This is a genomic window from Streptomyces sp. NPDC047315 (assembly GCF_040643215.1).
Classification (GTDB): Bacteria; Actinomycetota; Actinomycetes; order Streptomycetales; family Streptomycetaceae; genus Streptomyces.
Map to the genome: position 1 here is coordinate 1 of NZ_JBEYTZ010000031.1, position 21,154 is coordinate 21,154.

Annotated in this window: 20 protein-coding genes; 12 read left to right on the top strand and 8 right to left on the bottom strand. The window is 74.4% G+C overall.

The window, feature by feature from the left end; all coding sequences use genetic code 11:
• Window positions 1–195 precede the first annotated feature (195 nt).
• Window positions 196–834: a TIGR03085 family metal-binding protein gene (locus tag ABZ842_RS29740; protein WP_361543441.1), complete on the bottom strand. Its 639-nt coding sequence runs from the start codon at window positions 832–834 to the stop codon at window positions 196–198.
• A 95-nt stretch (window positions 835–929) separates the two neighbouring features.
• On the opposite strand from ABZ842_RS29740, the gene hisI reads away from it, so the two are divergent.
• The 11 genes from hisI to lgt all read left to right on the top strand — a co-directional run bounded on the left by hisI (window position 930) and on the right by lgt (window position 10,041).
• Window positions 930–1,304 carry a phosphoribosyl-AMP cyclohydrolase gene (gene hisI, locus ABZ842_RS29745; protein WP_361543444.1) on the top strand — a complete coding sequence of 125 codons (375 nt, stop codon included), beginning with the start codon at window positions 930–932 and terminating at the stop codon, window positions 1,302–1,304.
• Between the two features lie 17 nt (window positions 1,305–1,321).
• On the top strand, window positions 1,322–2,878 hold the full coding sequence (locus ABZ842_RS29750) for an anthranilate synthase component I (RefSeq protein ID WP_361543699.1): 1,557 nt from the start codon (window positions 1,322–1,324) through the stop codon (window positions 2,876–2,878).
• Between the two features lie 6 nt (window positions 2,879–2,884).
• On the top strand, window positions 2,885–3,562 hold the full coding sequence (locus tag ABZ842_RS29755) for a TIGR02234 family membrane protein (RefSeq protein ID WP_361543447.1): 678 nt from the start codon (window positions 2,885–2,887) through the stop codon (window positions 3,560–3,562).
• 164 nt (window positions 3,563–3,726) lie between these two features.
• Window positions 3,727–4,005 carry an HGxxPAAW family protein gene (locus ABZ842_RS29760; protein WP_361543450.1) on the top strand — a complete coding sequence of 93 codons (279 nt, stop codon included), beginning with the start codon at window positions 3,727–3,729 and terminating at the stop codon, window positions 4,003–4,005.
• Window positions 4,006–4,126: 121 nt separating this feature from the next.
• A complete protein-coding gene (locus ABZ842_RS29765) occupies window positions 4,127–4,573 on the top strand; it encodes a DUF2752 domain-containing protein (protein ID WP_361543453.1) in 447 nt (148 codons plus the stop codon).
• Window positions 4,574–4,730: 157 nt separating this feature from the next.
• Window positions 4,731–5,540, top strand: a complete 810-nt coding sequence (gene trpC, locus ABZ842_RS29770) for an indole-3-glycerol phosphate synthase TrpC (protein WP_361543456.1) — start codon at window positions 4,731–4,733, stop codon at window positions 5,538–5,540.
• A 6-nt stretch (window positions 5,541–5,546) separates the two neighbouring features.
• Window positions 5,547–5,750, top strand: a complete 204-nt coding sequence (locus ABZ842_RS29775) for a hypothetical protein (RefSeq protein WP_361543459.1) — start codon at window positions 5,547–5,549, stop codon at window positions 5,748–5,750.
• A gap of 134 nt (window positions 5,751–5,884) precedes the next feature.
• Entirely contained in the window at window positions 5,885–7,123 is a 1,239-nt protein-coding gene (trpB, locus tag ABZ842_RS29780) for a tryptophan synthase subunit beta (protein ID WP_361543462.1), read from the top strand.
• The gene (trpA, locus tag ABZ842_RS29785; protein WP_361543464.1) at window positions 7,120–7,932 is read left to right on the top strand and encodes a tryptophan synthase subunit alpha; all 813 of its coding nucleotides are present in this window, start codon (window positions 7,120–7,122) and stop codon (window positions 7,930–7,932) included. Before trpB ends, trpA begins: the two co-directional genes overlap by 4 nt.
• Before the next feature lie 87 nt (window positions 7,933–8,019).
• Window positions 8,020–8,949, top strand: coding sequence for a thioredoxin domain-containing protein (locus ABZ842_RS29790; protein WP_361543467.1), 930 nt, complete (start codon window positions 8,020–8,022; stop codon window positions 8,947–8,949).
• A 165-nt stretch (window positions 8,950–9,114) separates the two neighbouring features.
• Window positions 9,115–10,041 (top strand): prolipoprotein diacylglyceryl transferase, encoded by a 927-nt coding sequence (gene lgt, locus ABZ842_RS29795; protein ID WP_361543470.1) that lies wholly within the window; start codon window positions 9,115–9,117, stop codon window positions 10,039–10,041.
• A gap of 396 nt (window positions 10,042–10,437) precedes the next feature.
• Here lgt and ABZ842_RS29800 read toward each other — a convergent pair whose 3' ends face one another.
• The 7 genes from ABZ842_RS29800 to ABZ842_RS29830 form a co-directional block, all read right to left on the bottom strand.
• A complete protein-coding gene (locus ABZ842_RS29800) occupies window positions 10,438–11,247 on the bottom strand; it encodes a CoA ester lyase (RefSeq protein ID WP_361543473.1) in 810 nt (269 codons plus the stop codon).
• Window positions 11,244–12,509: a CoA transferase gene (locus tag ABZ842_RS29805; RefSeq protein ID WP_361543476.1), complete on the bottom strand. Its 1,266-nt coding sequence runs from the start codon at window positions 12,507–12,509 to the stop codon at window positions 11,244–11,246. The genes ABZ842_RS29800 and ABZ842_RS29805 overlap by 4 nt, the downstream gene beginning before the upstream one ends.
• On the bottom strand, window positions 12,509–13,429 hold the full coding sequence (rbsK, locus tag ABZ842_RS29810) for a ribokinase (RefSeq protein WP_361543479.1): 921 nt from the start codon (window positions 13,427–13,429) through the stop codon (window positions 12,509–12,511). The genes ABZ842_RS29805 and rbsK overlap by 1 nt, the downstream gene beginning before the upstream one ends.
• Entirely contained in the window at window positions 13,426–14,982 is a 1,557-nt protein-coding gene (locus ABZ842_RS29815) for an ADP-ribosylglycohydrolase family protein (protein ID WP_361543482.1), read from the bottom strand. The genes rbsK and ABZ842_RS29815 overlap by 4 nt, the downstream gene beginning before the upstream one ends.
• A 595-nt stretch (window positions 14,983–15,577) precedes the next feature.
• Window positions 15,578–16,756, bottom strand: coding sequence for an ADP-ribosylglycohydrolase family protein (locus tag ABZ842_RS29820; RefSeq protein WP_361543701.1), 1,179 nt, complete (start codon window positions 16,754–16,756; stop codon window positions 15,578–15,580).
• Window positions 16,710–18,182 (bottom strand): ADP-ribosylglycohydrolase family protein, encoded by a 1,473-nt coding sequence (locus ABZ842_RS29825; RefSeq protein ID WP_361543485.1) that lies wholly within the window; start codon window positions 18,180–18,182, stop codon window positions 16,710–16,712. Before ABZ842_RS29825 ends, ABZ842_RS29820 begins: the two co-directional genes overlap by 47 nt.
• Window positions 18,179–19,237 (bottom strand): ADP-ribosylglycohydrolase family protein, encoded by a 1,059-nt coding sequence (locus ABZ842_RS29830; protein ID WP_361543488.1) that lies wholly within the window; start codon window positions 19,235–19,237, stop codon window positions 18,179–18,181. Before ABZ842_RS29830 ends, ABZ842_RS29825 begins: the two co-directional genes overlap by 4 nt.
• 267 nt (window positions 19,238–19,504) lie before the next feature.
• On the opposite strand from ABZ842_RS29830, the gene ABZ842_RS29835 reads away from it, so the two are divergent.
• On the top strand, window positions 19,505–20,233 hold the full coding sequence (locus ABZ842_RS29835) for a VIT1/CCC1 transporter family protein (protein WP_361543490.1): 729 nt from the start codon (window positions 19,505–19,507) through the stop codon (window positions 20,231–20,233).
• The last annotated feature ends 921 nt before the right edge of the window (window positions 20,234–21,154 follow it).

Here is a 21,154-nt window from a genome sequence, read left to right on the forward strand (position 1 = left end):
CTCCTCTTGCCTCCCGCGCTGGGTCTCTGGGGGTGGGCTCTCGCGTTCCCCCCGCCTGCGGGTGCGGCGGCGGACCGGGTGCGGGGGGGGGCGCGGGGAACTGCGCGACAAGCCGACCACCGGGCCGCAGAGACCAACGGCCCCGCAGGGAAACGGCGGGCAGGTCAGGGCGCGCGGGGCGCGCGGGGCGCGGAGTTACATGGGGAGGCCCAAATGGGAGCCGCGGACCTTGTCCACGACGTCCTGCTCGCCCTCCACGTCCACCTGCGCAACCCCCTGGCGGCCGAACGCGAACATCGTCAGCTCGCCCGGCGCGCCGGTGACCGTCACCACGGGCGCGCCCCGGTGCGCCACCACCGTCTGGCCGTCGGGGCGCCGCAACACCAGCCCCGCCGGCGACTTGCGGCCCAGCAGCCGCGCCGCCTTCTCCAGCCGCGCCCACAGCGCGTCCTCGAACACCCGGTCCAGGGGGCGCGGGGTCCAGTCGGGCTGCGCCCGGCGGACGTCCTCGGCGTGCACGTAGAACTCGACCGTGTTCGCCGCCTCGTCGAGCTGCTTGATGCCGTACGGCGACATCCGCGGCGGCCCGGTGCGGATCAGCTGGATCAGCTCCTCGTACGGCTTCGCCGCGAACTCCTCCTGCACCCGCTCCAGCCGCCCCTTGAGCGCACCGATCAGGATGCCGCCGGCCGCGTCCGGGCGGCGCTCGCGCACCACCACGTGGGCCGCGAGGTCCCTGGTCCGCCAGCCGTCGCACAGGGTCGGCGCGTCGGGGCCGACGCCTTCGAGGAGGTCGGCGAGGATGAGCCGTTCACGCTTCGCATGGGTCGACATGTCCGCCAGCGTACGGCGCACGGGTCGACTCCGCCCAGTGACCGGCCCGTGGACGGCCGCCCCGTCCGCCCCGGCCGACGCGGCACAATGGCCGCATGACCAGCCGTGTCCCCGCAAGCAACCTCGACCCCGCGGTCGCCGCCCGCCTCCGGCGCACCGCCGACGGGCTCGTGCCCGCGATCGCCCAGCAGTACGACACCGGAGAGGTGCTGATGCTCGGCTGGATGGACGACGAGGCCCTGCACCGCACCCTCACCACCGGACGCGCCACCTACTGGTCCCGCAGCCGGCAGGAGTACTGGGTGAAGGGCGACACCTCAGGACACGTCCAGCACGTCAAGTCCGTCGCGCTCGACTGCGACGCGGACACCGTGCTCGTGAAGGTCGACCAGGTCGGCGCCGCCTGCCACACCGGCGACCGCACCTGCTTCGACGCGGACGTGCTGCCGCTCGAACTTCCCGGAAAGTAGGGTCCGGCCCCATGACCATGGACCTCGACACCTTCCGCAAGCTCGCCGCGGACCGCCGCGTCATCCCCGTCAGCCGCAGGCTGCTCGCCGACGGCGACACCCCCGTCGCGCTCTACCGCAAGCTCGCCGCCGAACGCCCCGGCACCTTCCTGCTGGAGTCCGCGGAGAACGGGCGGTCGTGGTCGCGGTACTCCTTCGTCGGGGTGCGCAGCGCCAGCACGCTCACCGAGCGCGACGGTCAGGCCCACTGGCTGGGCACCCCGCCCGTCGGCGTCCCCGAGCACGGCGACCCGCTCGCCGCGCTGCGCGCCACGGTCGAGACCCTGCACACCGAGGGAGACCCGGACGCCGGCATGCCGCCCTTCACCGGCGGCATGGTCGGCTACCTCGGCTACGACGTGGTGCGCCGGCTGGAGAAGATCGGCCCCGGCGAGCGCGACGACCTGAAGCTGCCAGAGCTGACCATGCTGCTCACCTCGGACCTCGCCGTCCTGGACCACTGGGACGGCACCGTCCAGCTGATCGCCAACGCGATCAACCACAACGACCTGGACACCGGCGTCGACGAGGCGTACGCGGACGCCGTCGCCCGGCTCGACGCCATGGAGCGCGACCTGGCCCGCCCGCTGGCCTCCGCGCCGGTCGCGCTGCCCCCGTCCGAGCTGCCCCCCTTCACCGCGCTGTGGGGCGGTGCGCAGTACCAGGAGGCCGTGGAGGACGTGAAGGAGCGCATCCGCGCCGGCGAAGCGTTCCAGGTGGTGCCGTCGCAGCGGTTCGAGACGCCGTGCGCGGCGAGCGCCCTGGACGTGTACCGGGTGCTGCGGGCGACCAACCCCAGCCCGTACATGTACCTGTTCCGCTTCCCGGACAGCGACGGCGGCACCTTCGACGTGGTGGGCTCCAGCCCCGAAGCGCTCGTCAAGGTCGAGGACGGGCGCGCCCTGCTCCACCCCATCGCCGGGACCCGGCCGCGCGGCGCCACCCCGCAGGAGGACCACGACCTCGCCGAGGAGCTGCTGGCCGACCCCAAGGAGCGCGCCGAACACCTGATGCTCGTCGACCTCGGCCGCAACGACCTGGGCCGGGTCTGCGATCCCGGCACCGTCGAGGTCGTCGACTTCATGTCGATCGAGCGCTACTCGCACGTGATGCACATCGTGTCCACGGTCACCGGCGAGGTCGCCGCCGGCCGCACCGCCTTCGACGTGCTCACCGCCTGCTTCCCCGCCGGCACCCTCTCCGGCGCGCCCAAGCCCCGCGCGATGCAGATCATCGACGAGTTGGAGCCCTCCCGGCGCGGTCTGTACGGCGGCTGCGTCGGCTATCTGGACTTCGCCGGCGACTCGGACACCGCGATCGCCATCCGCACCGCCCTGCTGCGCGACGGCACGGCGTACGTCCAGGCCGGCGCGGGCGTCGTCGCGGACTCCGACCCCGTCGCCGAGGACACCGAGTGCCGCAACAAGGCCGCCGCGGTACTCCGCGCCGTCCACACCGCCAACCGTCTCGCCGCGGCGACGACCAGCGGGAACGGCGACGGCCGGAGGGCGGCTGCGGAGCCGGCGGACGCGTAGGGGATAGTGGGGTGCGTGAGCGCTGTTCCCGTACCCCAGCCCCGCGCCGGGGCTCACTCCCAAGCCGCAGCCGCCGCGAAGAACGCGGACACCGGCCGGCGGACCCTCGGCGCAGCCCTCTTCCTCGGCGCCGCCGGTGCCACCGTCGTCCTCCTCGCCGCCGGCCAGACCTGGGCGGAGGGCGGTGCCGCGGTCCCCGGCGGCACCCTGCCCGTGACCGTCGACGGCGGTGACGTCACCGGCGTGCCCACCGCACTCGCCATCGTCGGCCTCGCCGCGCTCGTCGCCGTCTTCGCCGTGCGCCGCAAGGGCCGGCTGGTGGTCTCCGGACTGCTGGCCCTCAGCGGCGCGGGCGCGACCGCCGCCGCCCTCTTCGGCGCCGGCGACTCCGACGCGCTCGACGAGCAGGCGGCCCAGTACACCAGCGACACCGCCGCCGCCGTCTCCGGCGTGACGCACACGCCCTGGCCGTACGTGACGGCCGCGGCCAGCCTGCTGATCCTGCTCGCCGGGCTGCTGGCGCTGCGGTACGGCAAGCTCTGGCCCGCGATGTCCGGCCGCTACGAGCGCGACGGCACGCCCCGGCCCCGCAAGGCGCCCGTGGTCGACCCGGACCGCCCCGAGGACGTGTGGAAGGCCCTCGACCGCGGCGAGGACCCCACCGACCCCACCCGGGGCACCTGACCGCCGGAACTGTCAGACGCGTCACCCTGACTCCCGACCACGGATGGAGTACGGGACAATGGAGGACGGAAGGGTCTGACGACCCACCCCCGGAGCGCGACGGACGGTCGCCGCGTTCGCAGTACCCCGCGCGTCAGCGCGCACTCAGCAACGAGGAGCAACTCATGGCGGGCAGCGCCCACGGACACGGACACACCCCGGCCGCCTGGACCGGCGTCACCATCTCCTTCATCGGCTTCTGCGTCGCCGGTGTCTTCATGGTCGCGGCGAACCCCCTCGGGTTCTGGGGCGGCATGGCCATCGTGCTCGTCGGCGGCGTCGTCGGCTACGGCATGAGGGCCGCCGGCATGGGCGCCCAGAAGGAGTCCGCCGAGCGCAAGCAGGCCCGCGAGCAGGCCGGCCGCGTGGTCGCCGAGCGCGTGGCGGCCCAGTCCGCCGCCTGACCGCCCCACGAGGCAGTACGACGTCGTACGCGGCAGGCAGCAGTACGCAGCGGTACGACGCGAGGCGCAGACCGGCACCCGCCGGGCTGCGCCTCTTCGCACGAGCGGGGACAATCACACGGTGGATTCGAGGACAGCACCCCCCGTCGCCCCCCGGCCCGCGCCCCTCGCCCGACGGCTGGCCGCGCCGCTGGCCACCCTCGCCGCCGTCGGCGCCGCCTTCGCGTACGTCGGCGCCGTCGACCCGAATGAATCCGGTCACTATCCGACCTGCCCGCTGCTGGCCGTCACCGGCATCTACTGCCCCGGCTGCGGCGGGCTGCGCAGCGCCCACGCCTTCGTCCACGGCGACCTGACGACCGCCTTCGGGGCCAACGCCGTCGCCGTCGTCGGCTACGGCGTCTTCGCCGTGCTGTGGACGCTGTGGCTGGTCCAGGCCGTCCGGGGCACCCCGGGCGCCACCTGGAAGATCACCGTCCGGCCCCTGTGGTGGTGGCTCACGGGCGCCGCGGTCCTCGCCTTCAGCGTCGTACGGAACCTGCCCTTCGGCTCCGCGCTGGCCCCGTGACCCCCGAGAGCCCCGCGACCGGCCGGAAACGGACCGTGCGACGGTCCCAGCCAGTGGGACGGCGGACCACCGGATGCGAAGTCCGGGCCGTCCTGCGGATACCATCGAGATGGTTGATCCCTGACCATCATCACCGTCCCGGAAGGGGGCCGCTCGCGTGAGTGTGCTCGACGAGATCATCGAAGGCGTCCGCGCCGACCTCGCAGAGCGGCAGGCGCGGGTCAGCCTCGACGAACTCAAGGAGGGCGCGGCCAAGGCGCCCGCCGCCAAGGACGGCGCCGCCGCGCTGCGCGGCGAAGGCGTCACCGTGATCTGCGAGGTCAAGCGCTCCAGCCCGTCGAAGGGCGCGCTCGCCGCGATCGCCGACCCCGCAGGACTCGCCGCCGACTACGAGGCGGGCGGCGCCGCCGCGATCTCCGTCCTCACCGAGGAGCGCCGCTTCGGCGGCTCGCTGGCGGACCTGGAGGCCGTGCGCGCCCGTGTCGACGTCCCGGTGCTGCGCAAGGACTTCATCGTCACCTCGTACCAGCTCTGGGAGGCCCGGGCCTACGGCGCCGACCTCGCCCTGCTGATCGTGGCCGCGCTGGAGCAGGAGGCCCTGGTCTCCCTGATCGAGCGCGCCGAGTCCATCGGCCTGACCCCCCTCGTCGAGGTCCACGACGAGGACGAGGTGGACCGCGCCGTCGACGCCGGCGCCCGGATCATCGGCGTGAACGCCCGCGACCTGAAGACCCTCAAGGTCGACCGCACCACCTTCGAGCGGGTCGCCCCGGAGATCCCCGCCAGCATCGTCAAGGTCGCCGAGTCCGGCGTACGCGGGCCGCACGACCTGATCGCGTACGCGAACGCCGGCGCGGACGCCGTCCTGGTGGGGGAGTCCCTGGTCACCGGCCGCGACCCCAAGACCGCCGTGGCCGACCTCGTCGCCGCCGGCGCGCACCCCGCGCTGCGCCACGGGCGGAACTGAGCTCCCGTGCCCCTGTCGCCCCTCGCCCGCCCCTGTGCACCGGCCTCCGGTGACGCGTACGCCCGCCTCGCGCGCGGCTGCCGTCCCCGGGGCTGCCGTGCGCCGGCGCGGCGGGTGCACGGGCGCCGGGTGCGCTATGTGATCGGCTCCGAGCCGGGCCAGGTCAATGGAATGCGATGGCGTACGGCCGCCGTCCGCGCGGCCCGCTGACGCGCCACCGCTCCTGAGGCAGCTCCACCCGTACGCCTTCGGTCGCAGTGGTGTGCGCGGCGACGGCCCGCACCGGCAGCCCCACGATCCATTCCACCCAGACCGGGGGCGCACGCCCCCTAGGAGTACGTCGGATGTCCTCTGACTTCTTCATCCCGGACCCGGAAGGCCGGGTCCCGAGCGCCACGGGCTACTTCGGCGCCTTCGGCGGAAAGTTCATCCCCGAGGCCCTGGTGGCCGCCGTCGACGAGGTCGCGGTCGAGTACGACAAGGCGAAGGCCGACCCCGCCTTCGCGGCGGAGCTCGGCGACCTCCTCGTCCACTACACCGGCCGCCCCAGCCCGCTGACGGAGGTGCCCCGGTTCGCCGAGCACGCCGGCGGGGCGCGGATCTTCCTCAAGCGGGAGGACCTGAACCACACCGGATCCCACAAGATCAACAACGTGCTGGGGCAGGCGCTGCTCACCAAGCGCATGGGCAAGACCCGGGTGATCGCCGAGACGGGCGCGGGCCAGCACGGCGTCGCCACCGCCACCGCGTGCGCCCTCTTCGGCCTGGACTGCACGATCTACATGGGCGAGGTCGACACCCAGCGCCAGGCCCTGAACGTCGCCCGGATGCGGATCCTCGGCGCCGAGGTCATCCCGGTGGCCTCCGGCAGTAGGACCCTCAAGGACGCCATCAACGAGGCGTTCCGCGACTGGGTCGCCAACGTCGACAGCACCCACTACCTCTTCGGCACGGTCGCCGGCCCCCACCCCTTCCCGGCGATGGTCCGCGACTTCCACCGCGTCATCGGCGTCGAGGCGCGCCGCCAGATCCTGGAGCGCGCGGGCCGCCTCCCGGACGCGGCCGTGGCGTGCGTCGGCGGCGGCTCGAACGCCATCGGGCTCTTCCACCCCTTCATGGCGGACGCCTCCGTCCGGTTGGTCGGCTGCGAGGCCGCGGGCCACGGCGTGGACAGCGGCGAGCACGCGGCGACGCTGACCGTGGGCGAGCCGGGCATCCTGCACGGCTCGCGCTCGTACGTCCTCCAGGACGACGAGGGCCAGATCACCGAGCCGTACTCGATCTCCGCCGGGCTCGACTACCCGGGCATCGGCCCCGAGCACTCGTACCTCAAGGACAGCGGACGGGCCGAGTACCGCCCCGTCACCGACGACCAGGCGATGCAGGCGCTGCGGCTGCTGTCGCGCACCGAGGGCATCATCCCGGCGATCGAGTCCGCGCACGCGCTCGCCGGCGCCCTGGAGGTCGGCCGGGAGCTCGGCCCGGACGGTCTGCTCGTGGTCAACCTGTCCGGCCGCGGCGACAAGGACATGGACACCGCCGCCCGCTACTTCGGGCTCTACGACGGGGAGGACGCGAAGTGAGCGGGAACGCGACGCTGCTCAGCGAGACGCTGACCGCGGCGAAGACCGAAGGCCGGGCCGCGCTGATCGCCTACCTCCCGGCCGGGTTCCCGACCGTGGACGGCGGCATCGAGGCGATCAAGGCCGTCTTCGACGGCGGCGCCGACGTCGTCGAGGTGGGGCTTCCGCACAGCGACCCCGTCCTGGACGGGCCCGTCATCCAGACCGCCGACGACATCGCCCTGCGCGGCGGGGTGCGGATCGCCGACGTGCTGCGCACGGTCCGCGAGGCGCACGCCGCCACCGGCAAGCCCGTCCTGGTGATGACGTACTGGAACCCGATCGACCGCTACGGCGTGGCCCGGTTCACCGCCGAACTCGCCGAGGCGGGCGGCGCCGGCTGCATCCTGCCGGACCTGCCCGTCGAGGAGTCCGACCTCTGGCGCGAGCACGCCGCCAAGCACGGTCTCGCGACCGTCTTCGTCGTCGCCCCCAGCAGCAAGGACGCCCGCATCGCCCGGATCGCCGAGGCCGGCTCCGGCTTCGTCTACGCGGCGTCGCTGATGGGCGTCACCGGCACCCGCGAGTCCGTGGGCGCCCAGGCGGAGGACCTGGTGCGGCGCACCCGGGCCACCACCGACCTGCCGGTCTGCGTCGGCCTCGGGGTTTCCGACGCCGCCCAGGCCCGCCAGGTCGCCGCCTTCGCGGACGGCGTGATCGTCGGCTCCGCCTTCGTCCAGCGGATCCTCGACGCCCCGGACGCCGCGGCCGGGACCGCGGCGGTCCGCAAGCTCGCCGCCGAGCTCGCCGAGGGCGTGCGCACGGGCTGAAACGGACGCTTCTCGTACGCATCGCTCGTACGGGTGGATCTGGGACCGGGGAGGCGCGGGTGCGCCTCCCCGGTTCGTTTGCGGGGTGTGAGCGAGAAGAACAGGGAACCGAAGAGGACCGCGCGCGAGCGGATGCAGCAGGAGCGGGCGCGGGAGAAGGCCCGGGAGAAGCGGCGGCGCCTGCTGGTGGTGTCCGCGGGCGTGGTGGGCGTGCTCGGGCTGGCCGCCGTGGTCGGCGTCGTCGCGGCCAATGCGGACAAGGGCGACAAGGGCGGCAAGAGCGGGAACAACACCGCCGGGCCGCTGCTGGCGCCCGCCGGCGCGGAGGGCAAGGAGCAGCTCGCCATCCGGGTCGGCGCGACCGACGCCCCTTCCACGCTCACCGTGTGGGAGGACTTCCGCTGCCCCGTCTGCGCCCAGTTCGAGAACGTGATGCGGGACGCGATCCAGGACCTGGAGAAGTCCGGCGACCTCAAGGTCGAGTACCACTTCGCGACGATCATCGACGGGAACATGGGCGGCAACGGCTCGCTGCGCGCGGCCAACGCGGTGGCCTGCGCCCAGGACGTCGGCAAGTTCGCCCCCTACCACGACGTCCTCTACCGCAACCAGCCGCCGGAGCCGGACGACGCCTTCGCGGACAACGACAAGCTGATCGACCTGGCGAAGAAGGTCGACGGCCTGGACACCCCCGGCTTCCGCAGCTGCGTCCAGGACGGGACGCACGACTCCTGGGTGGCCAAGTCGAACAAGGCGTTCGCCGAGGGCCGCTTCCAGGGCACCCCGACGGTGCTGCTCAACGGCGAGTCGATCTTCCCGACGAAGGACGGCAAGCAGATCTCCCCGGAGAACCTGAAGAAGTGGGTCACCGAGGCGAACAAGGGCAAGGAGCCGGGCAAGCAGAGCGCGGAGCCCGGCGGTGGCGAGTCGGGTGGCGGCCAGCCCGGTGGCACCGAGTCCGGTGGCGAGGAGACGGGCGGCGGGCGGTCCTCCGAGCCCGGGCCCGCGACGTCGTAAGTCCACGCCCACCAGGCATTTCGGCCCCGTGCCGCGCCCGGGCAGCCGCCGGTCCCCGGCCGGCCCGCCCGGCGCGCACGGGGCCTTCGTGTGCGCAGAGTTATGCAGAAGTTGCCGGGGGAGGTTGTCGCTCCCACTGCTAAGCAAGGTAGCGTCGGACCTGCCATGGACCTTGCCTACATTCCCAGCCCGTCGTCCGGCGCGATCCACATCGGACCGCTGCCGCTGCGCGGCTACGCACTGTGCATCATCATCGGCGTCTTCGTGGCCGTCTGGTACGGCAACAAGCGCTGGATCGCCCGCGGCGGCAAAGCCGGCACGGTGGCCGACATCGCCGTCTGGGCGGTGCCCTTCGGCCTCGTCGGCGGCCGGCTGTACCACGTCGTCACCGACTACCAGCTGTACTTCAGCGAGGGAAAGAACTGGGTCGACGCCTTCAAGATCTGGGAGGGCGGCCTCGGGATCTGGGGCGCGATCTCCCTCGGCGCGGTCGGCGCGTGGATCGGCTGTCGCCGCCGGGGCATCCCGCTGCCGGCGTACGCCGACGCGCTCGCGCCGGGCATCGCCTTCGCGCAGGCGATCGGCCGCTGGGGCAACTGGTTCAACCAGGAGCTCTACGGAAAGCCGACGGACCTGCCGTGGGCGCTGAAGATCAGCGAGGGCACGAACCGTGAGGCCGGGCTGTACCACCCGACGTTCCTGTACGAGTCGCTGTGGTGCATCGGCGTCGCGGTCCTGGTCATCTGGGCGGACCGCCGCTTCAAGCTGGGCCACGGTCGGGCCTTCGCCCTGTACGTGGCGGGCTACTGCGCGGGCCGCGGCTGGATCGAGTACATGCGGGTGGACCAGGCGCACGAGGTCCTGGGCCTGCGGCTGAACGTGTGGACCGCGATCGTGGTGTTCGTGCTGGCGGTGGCGTACATCGTGATCTCGTCGCGGCTGCGGCCGGGGCGCGAGGAGGTCGTGGAGCCGGACCGCAAGGAAGCGGGCGCTTCCGACGAGCCCGTGCCTTCGGACGAGCCCGCGGCTTCGGATGAGGCGACCCCCGAGGAGCCCTCTGAGTCCCCGACCCCAACGGAAGCCCCGAAGTAGCCCCGCGGAGTCTGTTCGCGCCCCTGTGCCCTGCGGGTACGGGGGCGCGGCGCTTTCCTGGACCCTCTCGCCGTTTCCCCGCGGGAGCGTCGGTCCCTGCGGCCAGGTGGGGCTTGTTCGCGCAGTTCCCCGCGCCCCTAAAACCCCTGGTCCCGGCCCGCAGACAAATGGCGGGAGGCACCGAAACAGGGGCGCGGGGAACTGCGCGACAAGCCATGGACGGTCCGCAGACAAACGGGGGTTTAGGGGCGCGGGGAACTGCGCGAACAGCCCACCACCGGGCCGCAGGGACTGGTGCTCCCGCAGGGCTACGGCGGTGGTGTCCAGGGGCGCGGGCGAACGCAAACAGTGGCGCTCCTGCGGGGGACCGAGGCCGCCCACCTGGACCCGGCCCCGTCAGGGGGCCACTCGGCGGGCCAGGGACAGGACACGTTCCGCCGTCGCGACGATCGCCGCGTCCACGAAGCGACCGTCCGGCAACGCCTGCGCCCCCTCCCCGCGCGCCGCCGCCCGCACCACCTCCACCGCCGCCGCGATCTCCTCCGGCGTGGGGCGGAAGGCCCGTTCGATGACGGGCAGCTGGCGCGGGTGGATCGCCGCCCGGCCCACGAAGCCGAGGGCGCGGCCGTGGGTGCAGGAGGCGTACAGCCCGTCCATGTCGCGGATGTCCGGGAAGACCGACTGCACCGGCGGCGCCAGCCCCGCCGCCCGCGCGGCGACCACGATCCGGGTGCGCGGCCAGTCCAGCCCCGCGCCGCTGCGTACGCCCAGGTCGGCGCGGAGGTCCGCCTCTCCGATGCCGATGCCGCGGACCGCCGGGTGCGCGCTGGCGATGGCGTACGCGTGCTCGATCGCGAGCGCGGATTCGAGCAGCGGATAGAGCGGGACGCCGGGCGCGAGGTCGGCGACGGGGGGAATGTCAGTGCCGTGTGTCACCTTGGGAACACGGAGGGCAGCCAGGCCGGGCAGTCCGGTCAGGGTCTCGATCTCTTCGGGTGAGCGGGGGGAGTTGATGCGGACGTGCACGGGCAGCGGCTGCGGGTCGGAGAGGAGTTCGACGGTCGCGGCGAGGGCGTATTTCTTCCGGTCGGGCGCGACCGCGTCCTCCAGGTCGACGATCACGACGTCCGCGCCGGAGGCGATCGCCTTGCGCACGACCTCGGGGCGGTCGCCGGGCGCGTAGAGATAGGTGAGGGAGATGTTCATAGCGCGCCCTGGGTGCGGAGTGCGGTGATGTCGTCCGGGCTCATACCGAGTTCGGTGAGTACGGCGTCGGTGTCGGCTCCGTGGGGGCGGCCGGCCCAGCGGATCGCGCCGGGGGTCTCCGAGAGCCGGAAGAGGACGTTCTGCATGCGGATGGGGCCGAGCTCCGGGTCGTCGACCTCGGTGACGGTGTCCAGCGCGCGGTACTGGGGGTCGTCCACCACGTCGCGTACGTCGTAGACGGGCGCGATCGCGGCCTCCGCCTTCTCGAAGGCGGCCAGCACCTCGGACCGGGGGCGGCGGGCGATCCAGCCGCCGACCGCGGCGTCGAGTTCGTCGCAGTGCTCGGCGCGGCCGGTGCCGCTGGCGAACCAGGGCTCGTCGACGAGGTCGGCGCGGCCGACGAGCCGTAGCACGCGTTCGGCGACGGACTGCGCCGAGGTGGAGACGGCGACCCAGCAGCCGTCCGCGGTGCGGTAGGTGTTGCGGGGGGCGTTGTTGCGGGAGCGGTTGCCCAGCCGCGGCTGGACGTAGCCGAGTTGGTCGTACCAGAGGGGCTGCGGCCCGAGGACGGTGAGGATCGGTTCGATGATCGCCATGTCGACGACCTGGCCGCGCCCGGTGGCGGCGCGCGCGGCGAGCGCGGTGAGCACGGCGTAGGAGGTCGCGAGGGCCGCGATCGAGTCGGCGAGGCCGAAGGGGGGCAGCGTGGGCGGGCCGTCGGGCTCGCCGGTGACTGCGGCGAAGCCGCTCATGGCCTCGGCGAGGGTGCCGAAGCAGGGGCGGTGGGAGTACGGGCCGAACTGACCGAAGCCGGTGACCCGGGTCAGCACGAGCCGGGGGTTCGCCCGGCTGAGTTCGTCCCAGCCCAGACCCCAGCGCTCCAGCGTCCCCGGGCGGAAGTTCTCGATGACGACGTCCGCGGTGACGGCCAGCTTCAGCAGGGTGTCCCGGCCGCCCGGGGCGGACAGGTCGAGCGTGATGGTGCGCTTGTTGCGGCCCAGCAGCTTCCACCACAGGCCGACGCCGTCCTTCGCCGGTCCGTGGCCGCGGGAGGGGTCGGGGCGCCCCGGGTGCTCGACCTTGATCACGTCGGCGCCGAAGTCGCCGAGCATGGTCGCGGCGAGGGGGCCGGCGAAGAGCGTCGCCAGGTCCAGTACGCGCAGGTCGCGCAACGGAGGGTGCGAGGCGGAAGGAGGGAGGGAGCGCGATGACGGCTGTGGCTGCTGTGTGTGCTGGGTCTGCTGCGTACTCTGCGTTTTCATCAGGGTGTGTCCTCCTGCGGGGCGGGCGTCGGGGCGAAGGCCGCGTCGATCTCCGGGCGGTACGGCAGGGAGGCGGACGCGCCCTCGCGCTGGACGCAGAGCGCGGCGGCGCAGGACGCCCAGCGCAGGGCCTCCTCCACGCGCCGGCCCTCGCCGAGCGCCACGGCCAGCGCGCCCGTGAAGGCGTCGCCCGCGCCCGTGGTGTCGACCGCGGTCACCCGCGGCGCCGGCACGGCGATCGGCGCGCCGCCCCGTCGGGCGTACAGGCTGCCCGCCGCGCCCAGCGTGATCACGACCTCGGGCACCTGACGCAGCAGCACCTCAGCGGCGGCGCGCGGGTCGGCCACGCCGGTGAGCTGCGCGGCCTCGTGCTCGTTCGGCACCAACAGGTCGACGACGGCGAGCAGTTCGGGCGGCAGCGGCTGGACGGGCGCCGGGGTGAGCACGGTCCGCACGCCGTGCCGGCGGGCCGCGGCGGCACCGTCGAGCACGGCGCTGAGCGGGAGTTCGAGTTGGAGCAGGAGCAGGTCCGCGGCGGCGATCAGGGTTTCGTCGCCGGGGGTGAGGGCGGTGACGGTGCCGTTGGCGCCGGGGACGACGACGATCGCGTTGCCGCCGTCGTCGTCGACCACGACGTGCGCCGTGCCGGAGGGGCCTTCCGCGGTGCGCAGCAGGTCCGTGTCCACGCCGGACGCCTCCAGCGCGTGGCGCAGCCGCTCGCCGAAGGGGTCCGAGCCGACCGCGCCGATGACGGCCGTGTCCCCGCCCGCGCGGGCGGCGGCGACGGCCTGGTTGGCGCCCTTGCCGCCGGGCACGGTGCGAAAGGCGCGGCCGGTGACCGTCTCGCCGCGCTTGGGCGGGTGGGCGACGTAGGCGACGAGGTCCATGTTGGTGCTGCCGAGCACCACGATCGTGGTCATGGGCGCTGGGCCTCCTGGTGGGTGAGGTGGGCGAGGGCGTCGAAGCCGATCCCGTCGAACGTGCCGACGGAGGTGGCGAGCCGGTTCTTCAGCGGGCCGGTCCACCGCTCGCCGAGGCCGGCGGGGTGTCCGACGAGCAGACCGCTGATCGATCCGGCGGTGGCGCCGTTGGAGTCGGTGTCCCAGCCGCCCGACACGGCGCGGCAGACGGCGCCGCCGAAGTCGCCGTCGGCGTGCGTGAGCGCGGCGGCGAGCAGGGCGGCGTTGGGGACGGCGTGCACCCAGTGGTAGTGCCCGAAGGCGCGGTGGAGCCGGTCCACGACGGCGTCGAACTCGGCTTCGGCGCGGGCCGTTTCGATGCCGAGGCGTACGGCGCCGGCGAGCCGGGAGCGCGGGGGCACCACGGTCAGGCCGGTGGCGAGCGCCTGGTGGACCCTGGCGCCGCTGCCGGCCGTACCACTGGCGGCCGTGCTGCTGCCGCCGCCGGCTGCGGCGATCGTCGCGGCCACGAACATCGCCGCGTACACGCCGTTCGCGGTGTGGGTGAGCACGGCGTCCCGGTGGGCCTGGGCGGCTGCGGCACCCGGGTTGCCCGGGTGGGTCCAGCCGTGGACGTCGGCGCGGATGGCGGCGCCGATCCACTCCCGGAAGGGGTTGTGGTGGCGGGCCGTGTCGGGCGGCTCCACCCCGGCGAGCAGATTGCGGTACGCGATGCGCTCGGCGGTGAAGGTGCGGCCGGCGGGCAGTTCGTCCAGCCAGAGCGCGGCCACGTCGCGGGTGGTGAAGCCCCGTCCGTACCGCTGCAGCAGGAGCAGGTTGAGCAGCGGGTAGTTGAGGTCGTCGTCCTCGGGCATGCCGTCGATGTTCTCGGCGAGCGAGGTGGCGGCGGAGCGGCGGTTCCAGGGGTGGGCGCGGGCGAGGTCGTCCGGCAGTCCCTCGGCGGTGAACCAGGTGCGCAGCGGCCAGTTCCCGGTCGCGGTGGCGAGCGCCCTGATCCCGGCGAGCGGCAGTTTCTCCACCGGCTTGCCGAGCAGGCATCCGACGGCCCGGCCCAGCCAGGCGGCGTGCAGGGCGTCGACGCGGCCGTGCCCTGGGGCGGTGGGGCGGGGGAGGTGCCGGGAGCCGACCGAGGCGTCCGCGCCGGCTGTGTCGCCGTCCACCGGCCCGCCGCCCTGGCCGCCGCACCGGGGCGCGGCGGGCCAGTCGGGGCAGGCGGCGAGGATCGCCGACAAGTCGGTGGGCTCGCGGTCCGCGCAGCCGCCCGGCAGCGCGGCCAACTCGTCCAACAGCCGCTCGGCGAGAGCCCGCAGCCGCGGGGGAGCGGGGCTCGGCGACGCCCCGGCGGCGCAGGGCGCGGGCGCGCCGCCGGCGTCCCGCCAGGCGTCCGCGACGGCGGCGACGGCCCGCGGGTCCCGCCCGTCCTGCGCGGCCTGCCGCAACTCGTGCCCCACCAGGTCCTCGGGCTGCACCCAGGTCACCCGCAGCGCATCGCCCCGCCCGACGGCCGGCCGCTCGTCCTCCGTCTCCGCGACCGTGGCGACGATCGACGTCATGACGCCTCACCTTCCGCGATGCGCATACGCGGTGGGCGCACGGCCCTTGGGCGACGGCCCGCGGGCCGCAGCCCGCCGTGCCCGCCGTGTTCGGGGGTGGCGTACGGCGTCGTCCGCGAGGGCCGGCCGCTGAGCCCGGGCCCGCCTCCGTGGGCAGCCCGCTCGCAGGGACCTGCCGTGTCGGGTGTCGTCGTCAGTGCCGGGGTACGCCGCAGGAGCACGGCCCAGGTGCACGAGCCCGAGGAGGCCGGTGCGACGCGCCCGCCGTGCCCGCAGGGCGCAGGGGGCCATCGGCGAGTGACGACGGCACCGGGGTCCTTCTCCCGTGCCCGAAGGGCTGCGGGGAGCGGCGGGGTGGCAAGCCCGGCAGGGTCCGGCATACCTGCCCTGGGGCGAGAGGAGCGTCGCCGTGGTGCGGCCGTGCCAGGGCGCCGTGCGGCACGGGGCGTCCGAGGGCAGACAGGGCCGCCCGCCGGGGCGGGTGCGGCGTCCGGAACGCGCGCGCTGCTCCGTACCCGTTCGGGCGCGATCGTCGGCGTGCGTCCTGCGCGCGGGTGGCCACCCCCGGTCGGAAGGGTGGGCGGCGCGGGCGGGGTCACTTGGGGTCACCCGCCAGGAGGGCGAAGTCTTCCTCGTGGGTGCGGCGGCGTTCGACGTCGCGGGCGAAGACCTCGCGGGCGACCGCGGCCAGTTCGCGGGCCGGAGCGTGCAGATCCAGCCGGCTCGCCTCGGCCACGGTCTTCGACCACTCCCGCGGGATCGCCGCCTCGCCGTGCAGGGCGCCCGCGATCGCGCCCGCCATGGTGGCGATGGAGTCGCAGTCCCGGCCGTAGTTGACGGAGCCCAGCACCGTGCGCCGGTAGTCCCCGCCGCCGATCAGCAGCATCCCGAGGGCGATCGGCAGCTCCTCGATCGCGTGCAGCCGCGACGGCCGGCGCGCCCCGAGCGAGGGGGCGCGGTAGTCCGGGCCCACCGTGTCGAAGGGCGCGACCGCCGCGCGCAGCGCGGTGAGCGCGGGCTCGAAGTCCGTGTGCCGTACGGCGACTTCGGCGACCGCCTCGATCGCCGTCCGCGTGCCGTCCTTCGCCAGCGCGAGCGCCGCGTCCACGACGGACGCGGGGGTGGCGCCGGGGGCGCAGGCCGCGGCCACGGCCGCCGCGAAGACGCCCGCCGCCTCCCGCCCGTACGAGGACTGGTGCGCGCCGGCGACGTCCAGGGCTTCGGCGTACGCGGCGGCCGGGTCGGCCGCGTTCACCAGGCCCACGGGGGCCATGTACATCGCGGCGCCGCAGTTGACGATGTTGCCGACGCCCGCCTCGCGCGGGTCGACGTGGCCGTAGTGGACCCGTGCCACCAGCCACTTCTCGGCGAGGAAGAGCCTTTGCAGCGGCAGCGCCTCCGCTTCGAGTTCGGGGATCCAGCGCGGGGTGGTCATCAGGTCCGGGACCAGGTGGTCGGCGACCGCATACGCGTCGAGGTGGTCGCGGACCGTGGCGTACACCCGGATCAGCGCGTGCGTCATCAGGGTGTCGTCGGTGACGTGCCCGTCGCCCTTGTGGTACGGCGCGATGGGGCGCGCGGTGCGCCACTCGGCGCCGTTCCAGGGGCCGACCACGCCCTGGACCCGGCCGCCGTGGCGCTCGGCGATCTGCTCGGGGGCGTATCCCTCGACGGGGCCGCCGAGCGCGTCCCCCACGGCCGCGCCGACCAGGGCGCCGGCGACGCGGTCATCGAGTCCCGGCGATGTGTGCGTGATCGGCATCATTGGTGCCATTGATGTCATGTCGGAATTGTCCACCTCGGGCGGTCGGTTCCGTGGGTGCGAGCCGCTCGGCGAGTTCCACCAGGTCCGTGCCGGCAAGCCGGGGCAGGGCGCAGCCCGCGAGGGTGCGGCACGCCTGCCGCCAGGTGTCGGGGATCGCGCCGCCGCCGCCCAGGACGCCGGTGAGCGCCCCCGCGAGCGCGGGCGCCGAGTCCGCCACGCGCGACAGGCAGGCCGCGGTCGGCACGGCCTCGGCCACCCGTCCACGGGCCGCCGTCACGACCGCGAGCGCCACCGGAACGGTCTCCGCCGCGGCGATCCCGTAGCTGTAGACGTGGTCGACGATCTGGTGCTCCAGCAGGGGGACGAGGTCGAACGCGACGCAGTCGCCCTCCATGGAGCGGGCGAGGCGCACCGCGTGCTGGGCGTTGCGGCCGATCTCGGTCGAGTCCGGCAGTTGGGCGAGCGCCGCGTCCACGGCGTCGTCCACGCCCGCGCCTCCGAGCGCGGCGGCGACCGCCGCGGCCATCGCGCGGGCGCCGTGTACCCCGTCGCCGTCCTGGGTGTAGCGCGCGTCGAACTCCGCGAGCGCGGCGGCGGCGTCGGGGTCCCCGGGATGGACGACCGCGAGGACGGCCGCCCGGACGCAGGCGGCGTCGTCGAAGTAGTGCGGGTTGTCGTGGCCGGTCGCCGGCGGGCGCAGCCCGGTAGCGAGGTTGCCGAGCCCGGCGCGTACGGAGATCCGGGCGCGCAGCGGCAGCACGGCCGACTCGACCTCGGGCGCACGGGCCGCGGCTGCGGCGACCTCGGCGGCGAGCGAGTTCCAGGCCAGGTCGACGGCGGCGCGCAGCCGTCGTTCCGGGGCGAGGCTCGCGAACAGGTCACCGGCCGCGGTGAGTACGGTCTCGGCCGCGAAGGCGGCCCACTCGGCGTCGTCGGACGGGCCGAGGCGCAGGGGCTCGGGGGGTTGGTTGAGCGCGATGGGGACGGGGAGGGTGGTCGTCGCGTTCTGCTCGGCGAAGGTGTCCAACTCCCGCGTCAGGCGCCGGGTCCACTCGGGCATCCGGGCCGCCCGGTGCCGCGCGGCGGGCCAGCCGGCGGCGTCCCCGGCGGCGAGGCCGAGCAACAGGCCCTCCACGGGGCGCGTCCGGAGGTCGGGGCCCTTGTGACGGGCGGGCGGGCGGGCGGCGTCGGCGGGGGGTGCGATGACGACGCGGGCGCCTTCGAGGGCCGAAGCGTGCGGTGGCGACGGGGGCGCCGGTGGGGCGGCGTCGGGGAGGCGGACCGTTCCTGCGGTGGACGAGGTGCGCAGCGTACGCCGCTTGCCGGTGCCGGTGCTGGTGCCGGTGTCCGTGCCTGGATCCGTACTCGTACTCGTACGGGCTGATGCGGCGGTGCGGCCGGTGCCCTCGGCGCCGGGCTGCGCTCCGGTGGTCACGACGCCGCCTTCGGGTCGTCGTCCGGGGTGAGCAGATCGGCGACGTCGAGCACGTGCTGACCGGCCATCGACGGCAGACAACTGCCGCGCACCGGGCCGATCGCCGACGCCCACGCCTCGGGGATCGCCGCGGCCCCGTGGACCGCGCCGGCCAGTGCCCCCGCGACCGCCGCGGTCGTGTCCGCGTCCCGGCCCATGTTGACCGCGGTCAGCACCGAGCCCCGGAAGTCACCGCGGGCCGCCGCGAACGCGCCGAAGGCCAGCCCCACCGCCTCCGGCGCGAGGTCCGTCCACGGGTAGCCGCCGATGACCACCGACGACCGCACGGCGCGCTCCATCGTCAGGGTGTCGGGGTACGTGCGCTGTGCGGTGACCACTCCGCGGCGCAGCGAACGCGCCGTCCAGGAGTCCATCGGGATCACCGACAGCGCGGCCCCGATGACCCCGGCGGGACCCGCGCCGGTCATCGCGGCTGCGACGCCCGCGGCGACCGCCTGGCCGCCGTAGATGCCCTCGCCGTCGTGGCTGACGGAGCCGTCGATGGCCACCAGTCTGGCCGCCTCCAGGGGCCGGCCGGCCGCGAACACCCCGAACGGCGCGGCCCGCATCGCGAGTCCGTCGCTCCAGGCGTGCCGGTGCTGCGCCGAGATGGGGGCGGCGAGCCCGCGCCGCAGGTTCTCCAGGGTGCCGCGCTCGCTGAAACCCGCGCCCCTGAAGGGGCCTTCGTCCAGGTCAGCGATCCAGTGGTGCCAAGCCTTCTCCACGTGGGCGACGGTCAGCGCGGAGCCGTGCCGGGCGAGGAGGAGGCCGGAGAAGATGGCGTACTCGGTGTCGTCGGTGCCGGCCGGGTCGTCGTCGACGAACCCTTCGATGCGGCCCCAGCGGCGACGGATCTCGGAGGGGCGCAGGTTCTCCGCGGGCGCGCCGAGCGCGTCGCCCACCGCGAGGCCGAGCAGCGCGCCGCAGGCGCGGTCGCGCCGGGTGGGCGCGGGGGCGGCCGACGGCCGTGGCGCGGGGTCGAACGGATCGGCGGGATTGCATGCAACGAGCTCCATGAGGAGGGCCCCTTTCGCGCGCGCGAGCCTTTGCCTGCAATCTGTGCCACACGCGGCGCGGGACGAGTCTGAGAAACGTCCCTGTCACCCCGACTGTCACCCGGGAGAGCCCAGGCAAGTGCCGTGGAAGCCCAGGTAAGTACGGCCTACCTTGCTAGCGCGCCCCTTACATCGCGCGTATTTTCGATGGTGTTCGAGGGGGCGGAACGATCAGTTCCGCTGTGAGTCGGTTCCGCCGTGAACGGACGGGGAAGCAAGGGGAGAGGCATGTCCATCATCGAGTCCGCCGCGACGCTGCACGAAGCGCACCGCGACAACCACACGCACCGCGACGTCAACGGCGGCTGGCTGCGGCCGGCGGTCTTCGGCGCGATGGACGGGCTGGTCTCCAACCTCGCCCTGATGACCGGTGTCGCGGGCGGCGCGGCGTCCTCGCAGACCGTCGTCATCACGGGGCTGGCGGGGCTCGCGGCGGGCGCGTTCTCCATGGCGGCGGGGGAGTACACATCGGTGGCCTCCCAGCGCGAGCTGGTCCAGGCGGAACTGGACGTGGAGCGGCGCGAGTTGCGCAAGCACCCGGTGGACGAGATGGAGGAGCTGGCGGGGTTGTACGTGGCGCGGGGCGTCGAGCCCGCGCTCGCCCGCGAGGTCGCGATGCAGCTGTCCAAGGACCCCGAGCAGGCGCTGGAGATCCACGCGCGCGAGGAGCTGGGGATCGACCCGGACGACCTGCCGTCGCCGCTGGTCGCGGCGGTCTCCTCGTTCGGCGCGTTCGCGCTGGGAGCGCTGGTGCCGGTGCTGCCGTACCTGCTGGGCGCGAGTGCGCTGTGGCCGGCGGTGCTGCTGGCGCTGCTGGGGCTGTTCGCTGCGGGGGCGCTGGTGGCCCGGGTGACGGCGCGGAGCTGGTGGTTCAGCGGGCTGCGGCAGCTGGTGCTCGGCGGTGTCGCGGCGGCCCTGACGTACGGCCTGGGCACCCTACTGGGCGCCGCGCTCTAGCTGCGCGCGGCTGGGCCCCTGGCGCCCGCGCCGTCTCCCTGCGGCTGCGTCGACCTCCGCGCCCCGTCTGTGGCTGTTCGCGCAGCTCCGCCCCCTGTGCCCTGCGGGCACGGGGGGACCCTCGGCGCCTGTGGACGCCGGCGCCGTCTCCCTGCGGTGGCGTTGGTCTCCGCGGGCCGTGGTGGGCTGTTCGCGCCGTTCCCCGCGCCCCTAAACGCCCCGCCGCTTTCCTGCGGGAGCGTGCGTCTCTGCGGCTGCTCTGTGGCTTGTCGCGCAGTTCTGCCCCCTACGCCCCTGTGGGCACGGGGGACCCCCAGCGCCCCTGTTTCGCTGCCCCGTCACTCGCCTGCGGCCTGGGGCACGGGGTTTTAGGGGCGCGGGGAACTGCGCGAACAGCCCACCACCGTCCGCGGAGACCAATGCTTCCGCAGGGGAACGGTGAGAGTGTCCAGGAGCGCTGGAGTCCCCCACGCCCTCTGGGCGTAGGGGCGGAGTGTCAGCCCCCGGCGCGATCGTCACCCGATCGACGGGGGTAGCGAAACAGGGGCGCTGGGGGTCCCCCCATGCCCGCAGGGCATGGGGGCGGAACTGCGCGACAAGCCACCCACCGGGGCGCGGAGACCAAAGTCCCCGTACAGAGGTGGCGAGGCCGTCCAGGGGCGCGCATGGGCACGCTCCCGCGGAGCAGGGCGCGGCGGGCCGTGTGACGTAGCTCCCCGGGACGGGAACGCCACGGGGTGAGAGACTGTGCGTGACGTCCACGAAACACAGCGGACATCGCGGTTTCGAATCGCCCACCACCGGGCATGAGCCGAAAGCGCTACGGGCAAAGAAGCCCGCGCCGACAGCACCAGCCCCCCTTCCCCCTGCCCGCGGAGCCTCCGCGGGACCCCGTGGAACCTCAGTGGAACCCCCGTGGGA

Bases quoted from the DNA above. Each gene is read 5' to 3' on its own strand.
- ABZ842_RS29740 (WP_361543441.1), bottom strand. From the start codon at position 834: ATGTCGACCCATGCGAAGCGTGAACGGCTCATCCTCGCCGACCTCCTC.
- hisI (WP_361543444.1), top strand. From the start codon at position 930: ATGACCAGCCGTGTCCCCGCAAGCAACCTCGACCCCGCGGTCGCCGCC.
- ABZ842_RS29750 (WP_361543699.1), top strand. From the start codon at position 1,322: ATGGACCTCGACACCTTCCGCAAGCTCGCCGCGGACCGCCGCGTCATC.
- ABZ842_RS29760 (WP_361543450.1), top strand. From the start codon at position 3,727: ATGGCGGGCAGCGCCCACGGACACGGACACACCCCGGCCGCCTGGACC.
- trpB (WP_361543462.1), top strand. From the start codon at position 5,885: ATGTCCTCTGACTTCTTCATCCCGGACCCGGAAGGCCGGGTCCCGAGC.
- lgt (WP_361543470.1), top strand. From the start codon at position 9,115: ATGGACCTTGCCTACATTCCCAGCCCGTCGTCCGGCGCGATCCACATC.
- ABZ842_RS29800 (WP_361543473.1), bottom strand. From the start codon at position 11,247: ATGAACATCTCCCTCACCTATCTCTACGCGCCCGGCGACCGCCCCGAG.
- ABZ842_RS29805 (WP_361543476.1), bottom strand. From the start codon at position 12,509: ATGAAAACGCAGAGTACGCAGCAGACCCAGCACACACAGCAGCCACAG.
- rbsK (WP_361543479.1), bottom strand. From the start codon at position 13,429: ATGACCACGATCGTGGTGCTCGGCAGCACCAACATGGACCTCGTCGCC.
- ABZ842_RS29815 (WP_361543482.1), bottom strand. From the start codon at position 14,982: ATGACGTCGATCGTCGCCACGGTCGCGGAGACGGAGGACGAGCGGCCG.
- ABZ842_RS29820 (WP_361543701.1), bottom strand. From the start codon at position 16,756: ATGGCACCAATGATGCCGATCACGCACACATCGCCGGGACTCGATGAC.
- ABZ842_RS29830 (WP_361543488.1), bottom strand. From the start codon at position 19,237: ATGGAGCTCGTTGCATGCAATCCCGCCGATCCGTTCGACCCCGCGCCA.
- ABZ842_RS29835 (WP_361543490.1), top strand. From the start codon at position 19,505: ATGTCCATCATCGAGTCCGCCGCGACGCTGCACGAAGCGCACCGCGAC.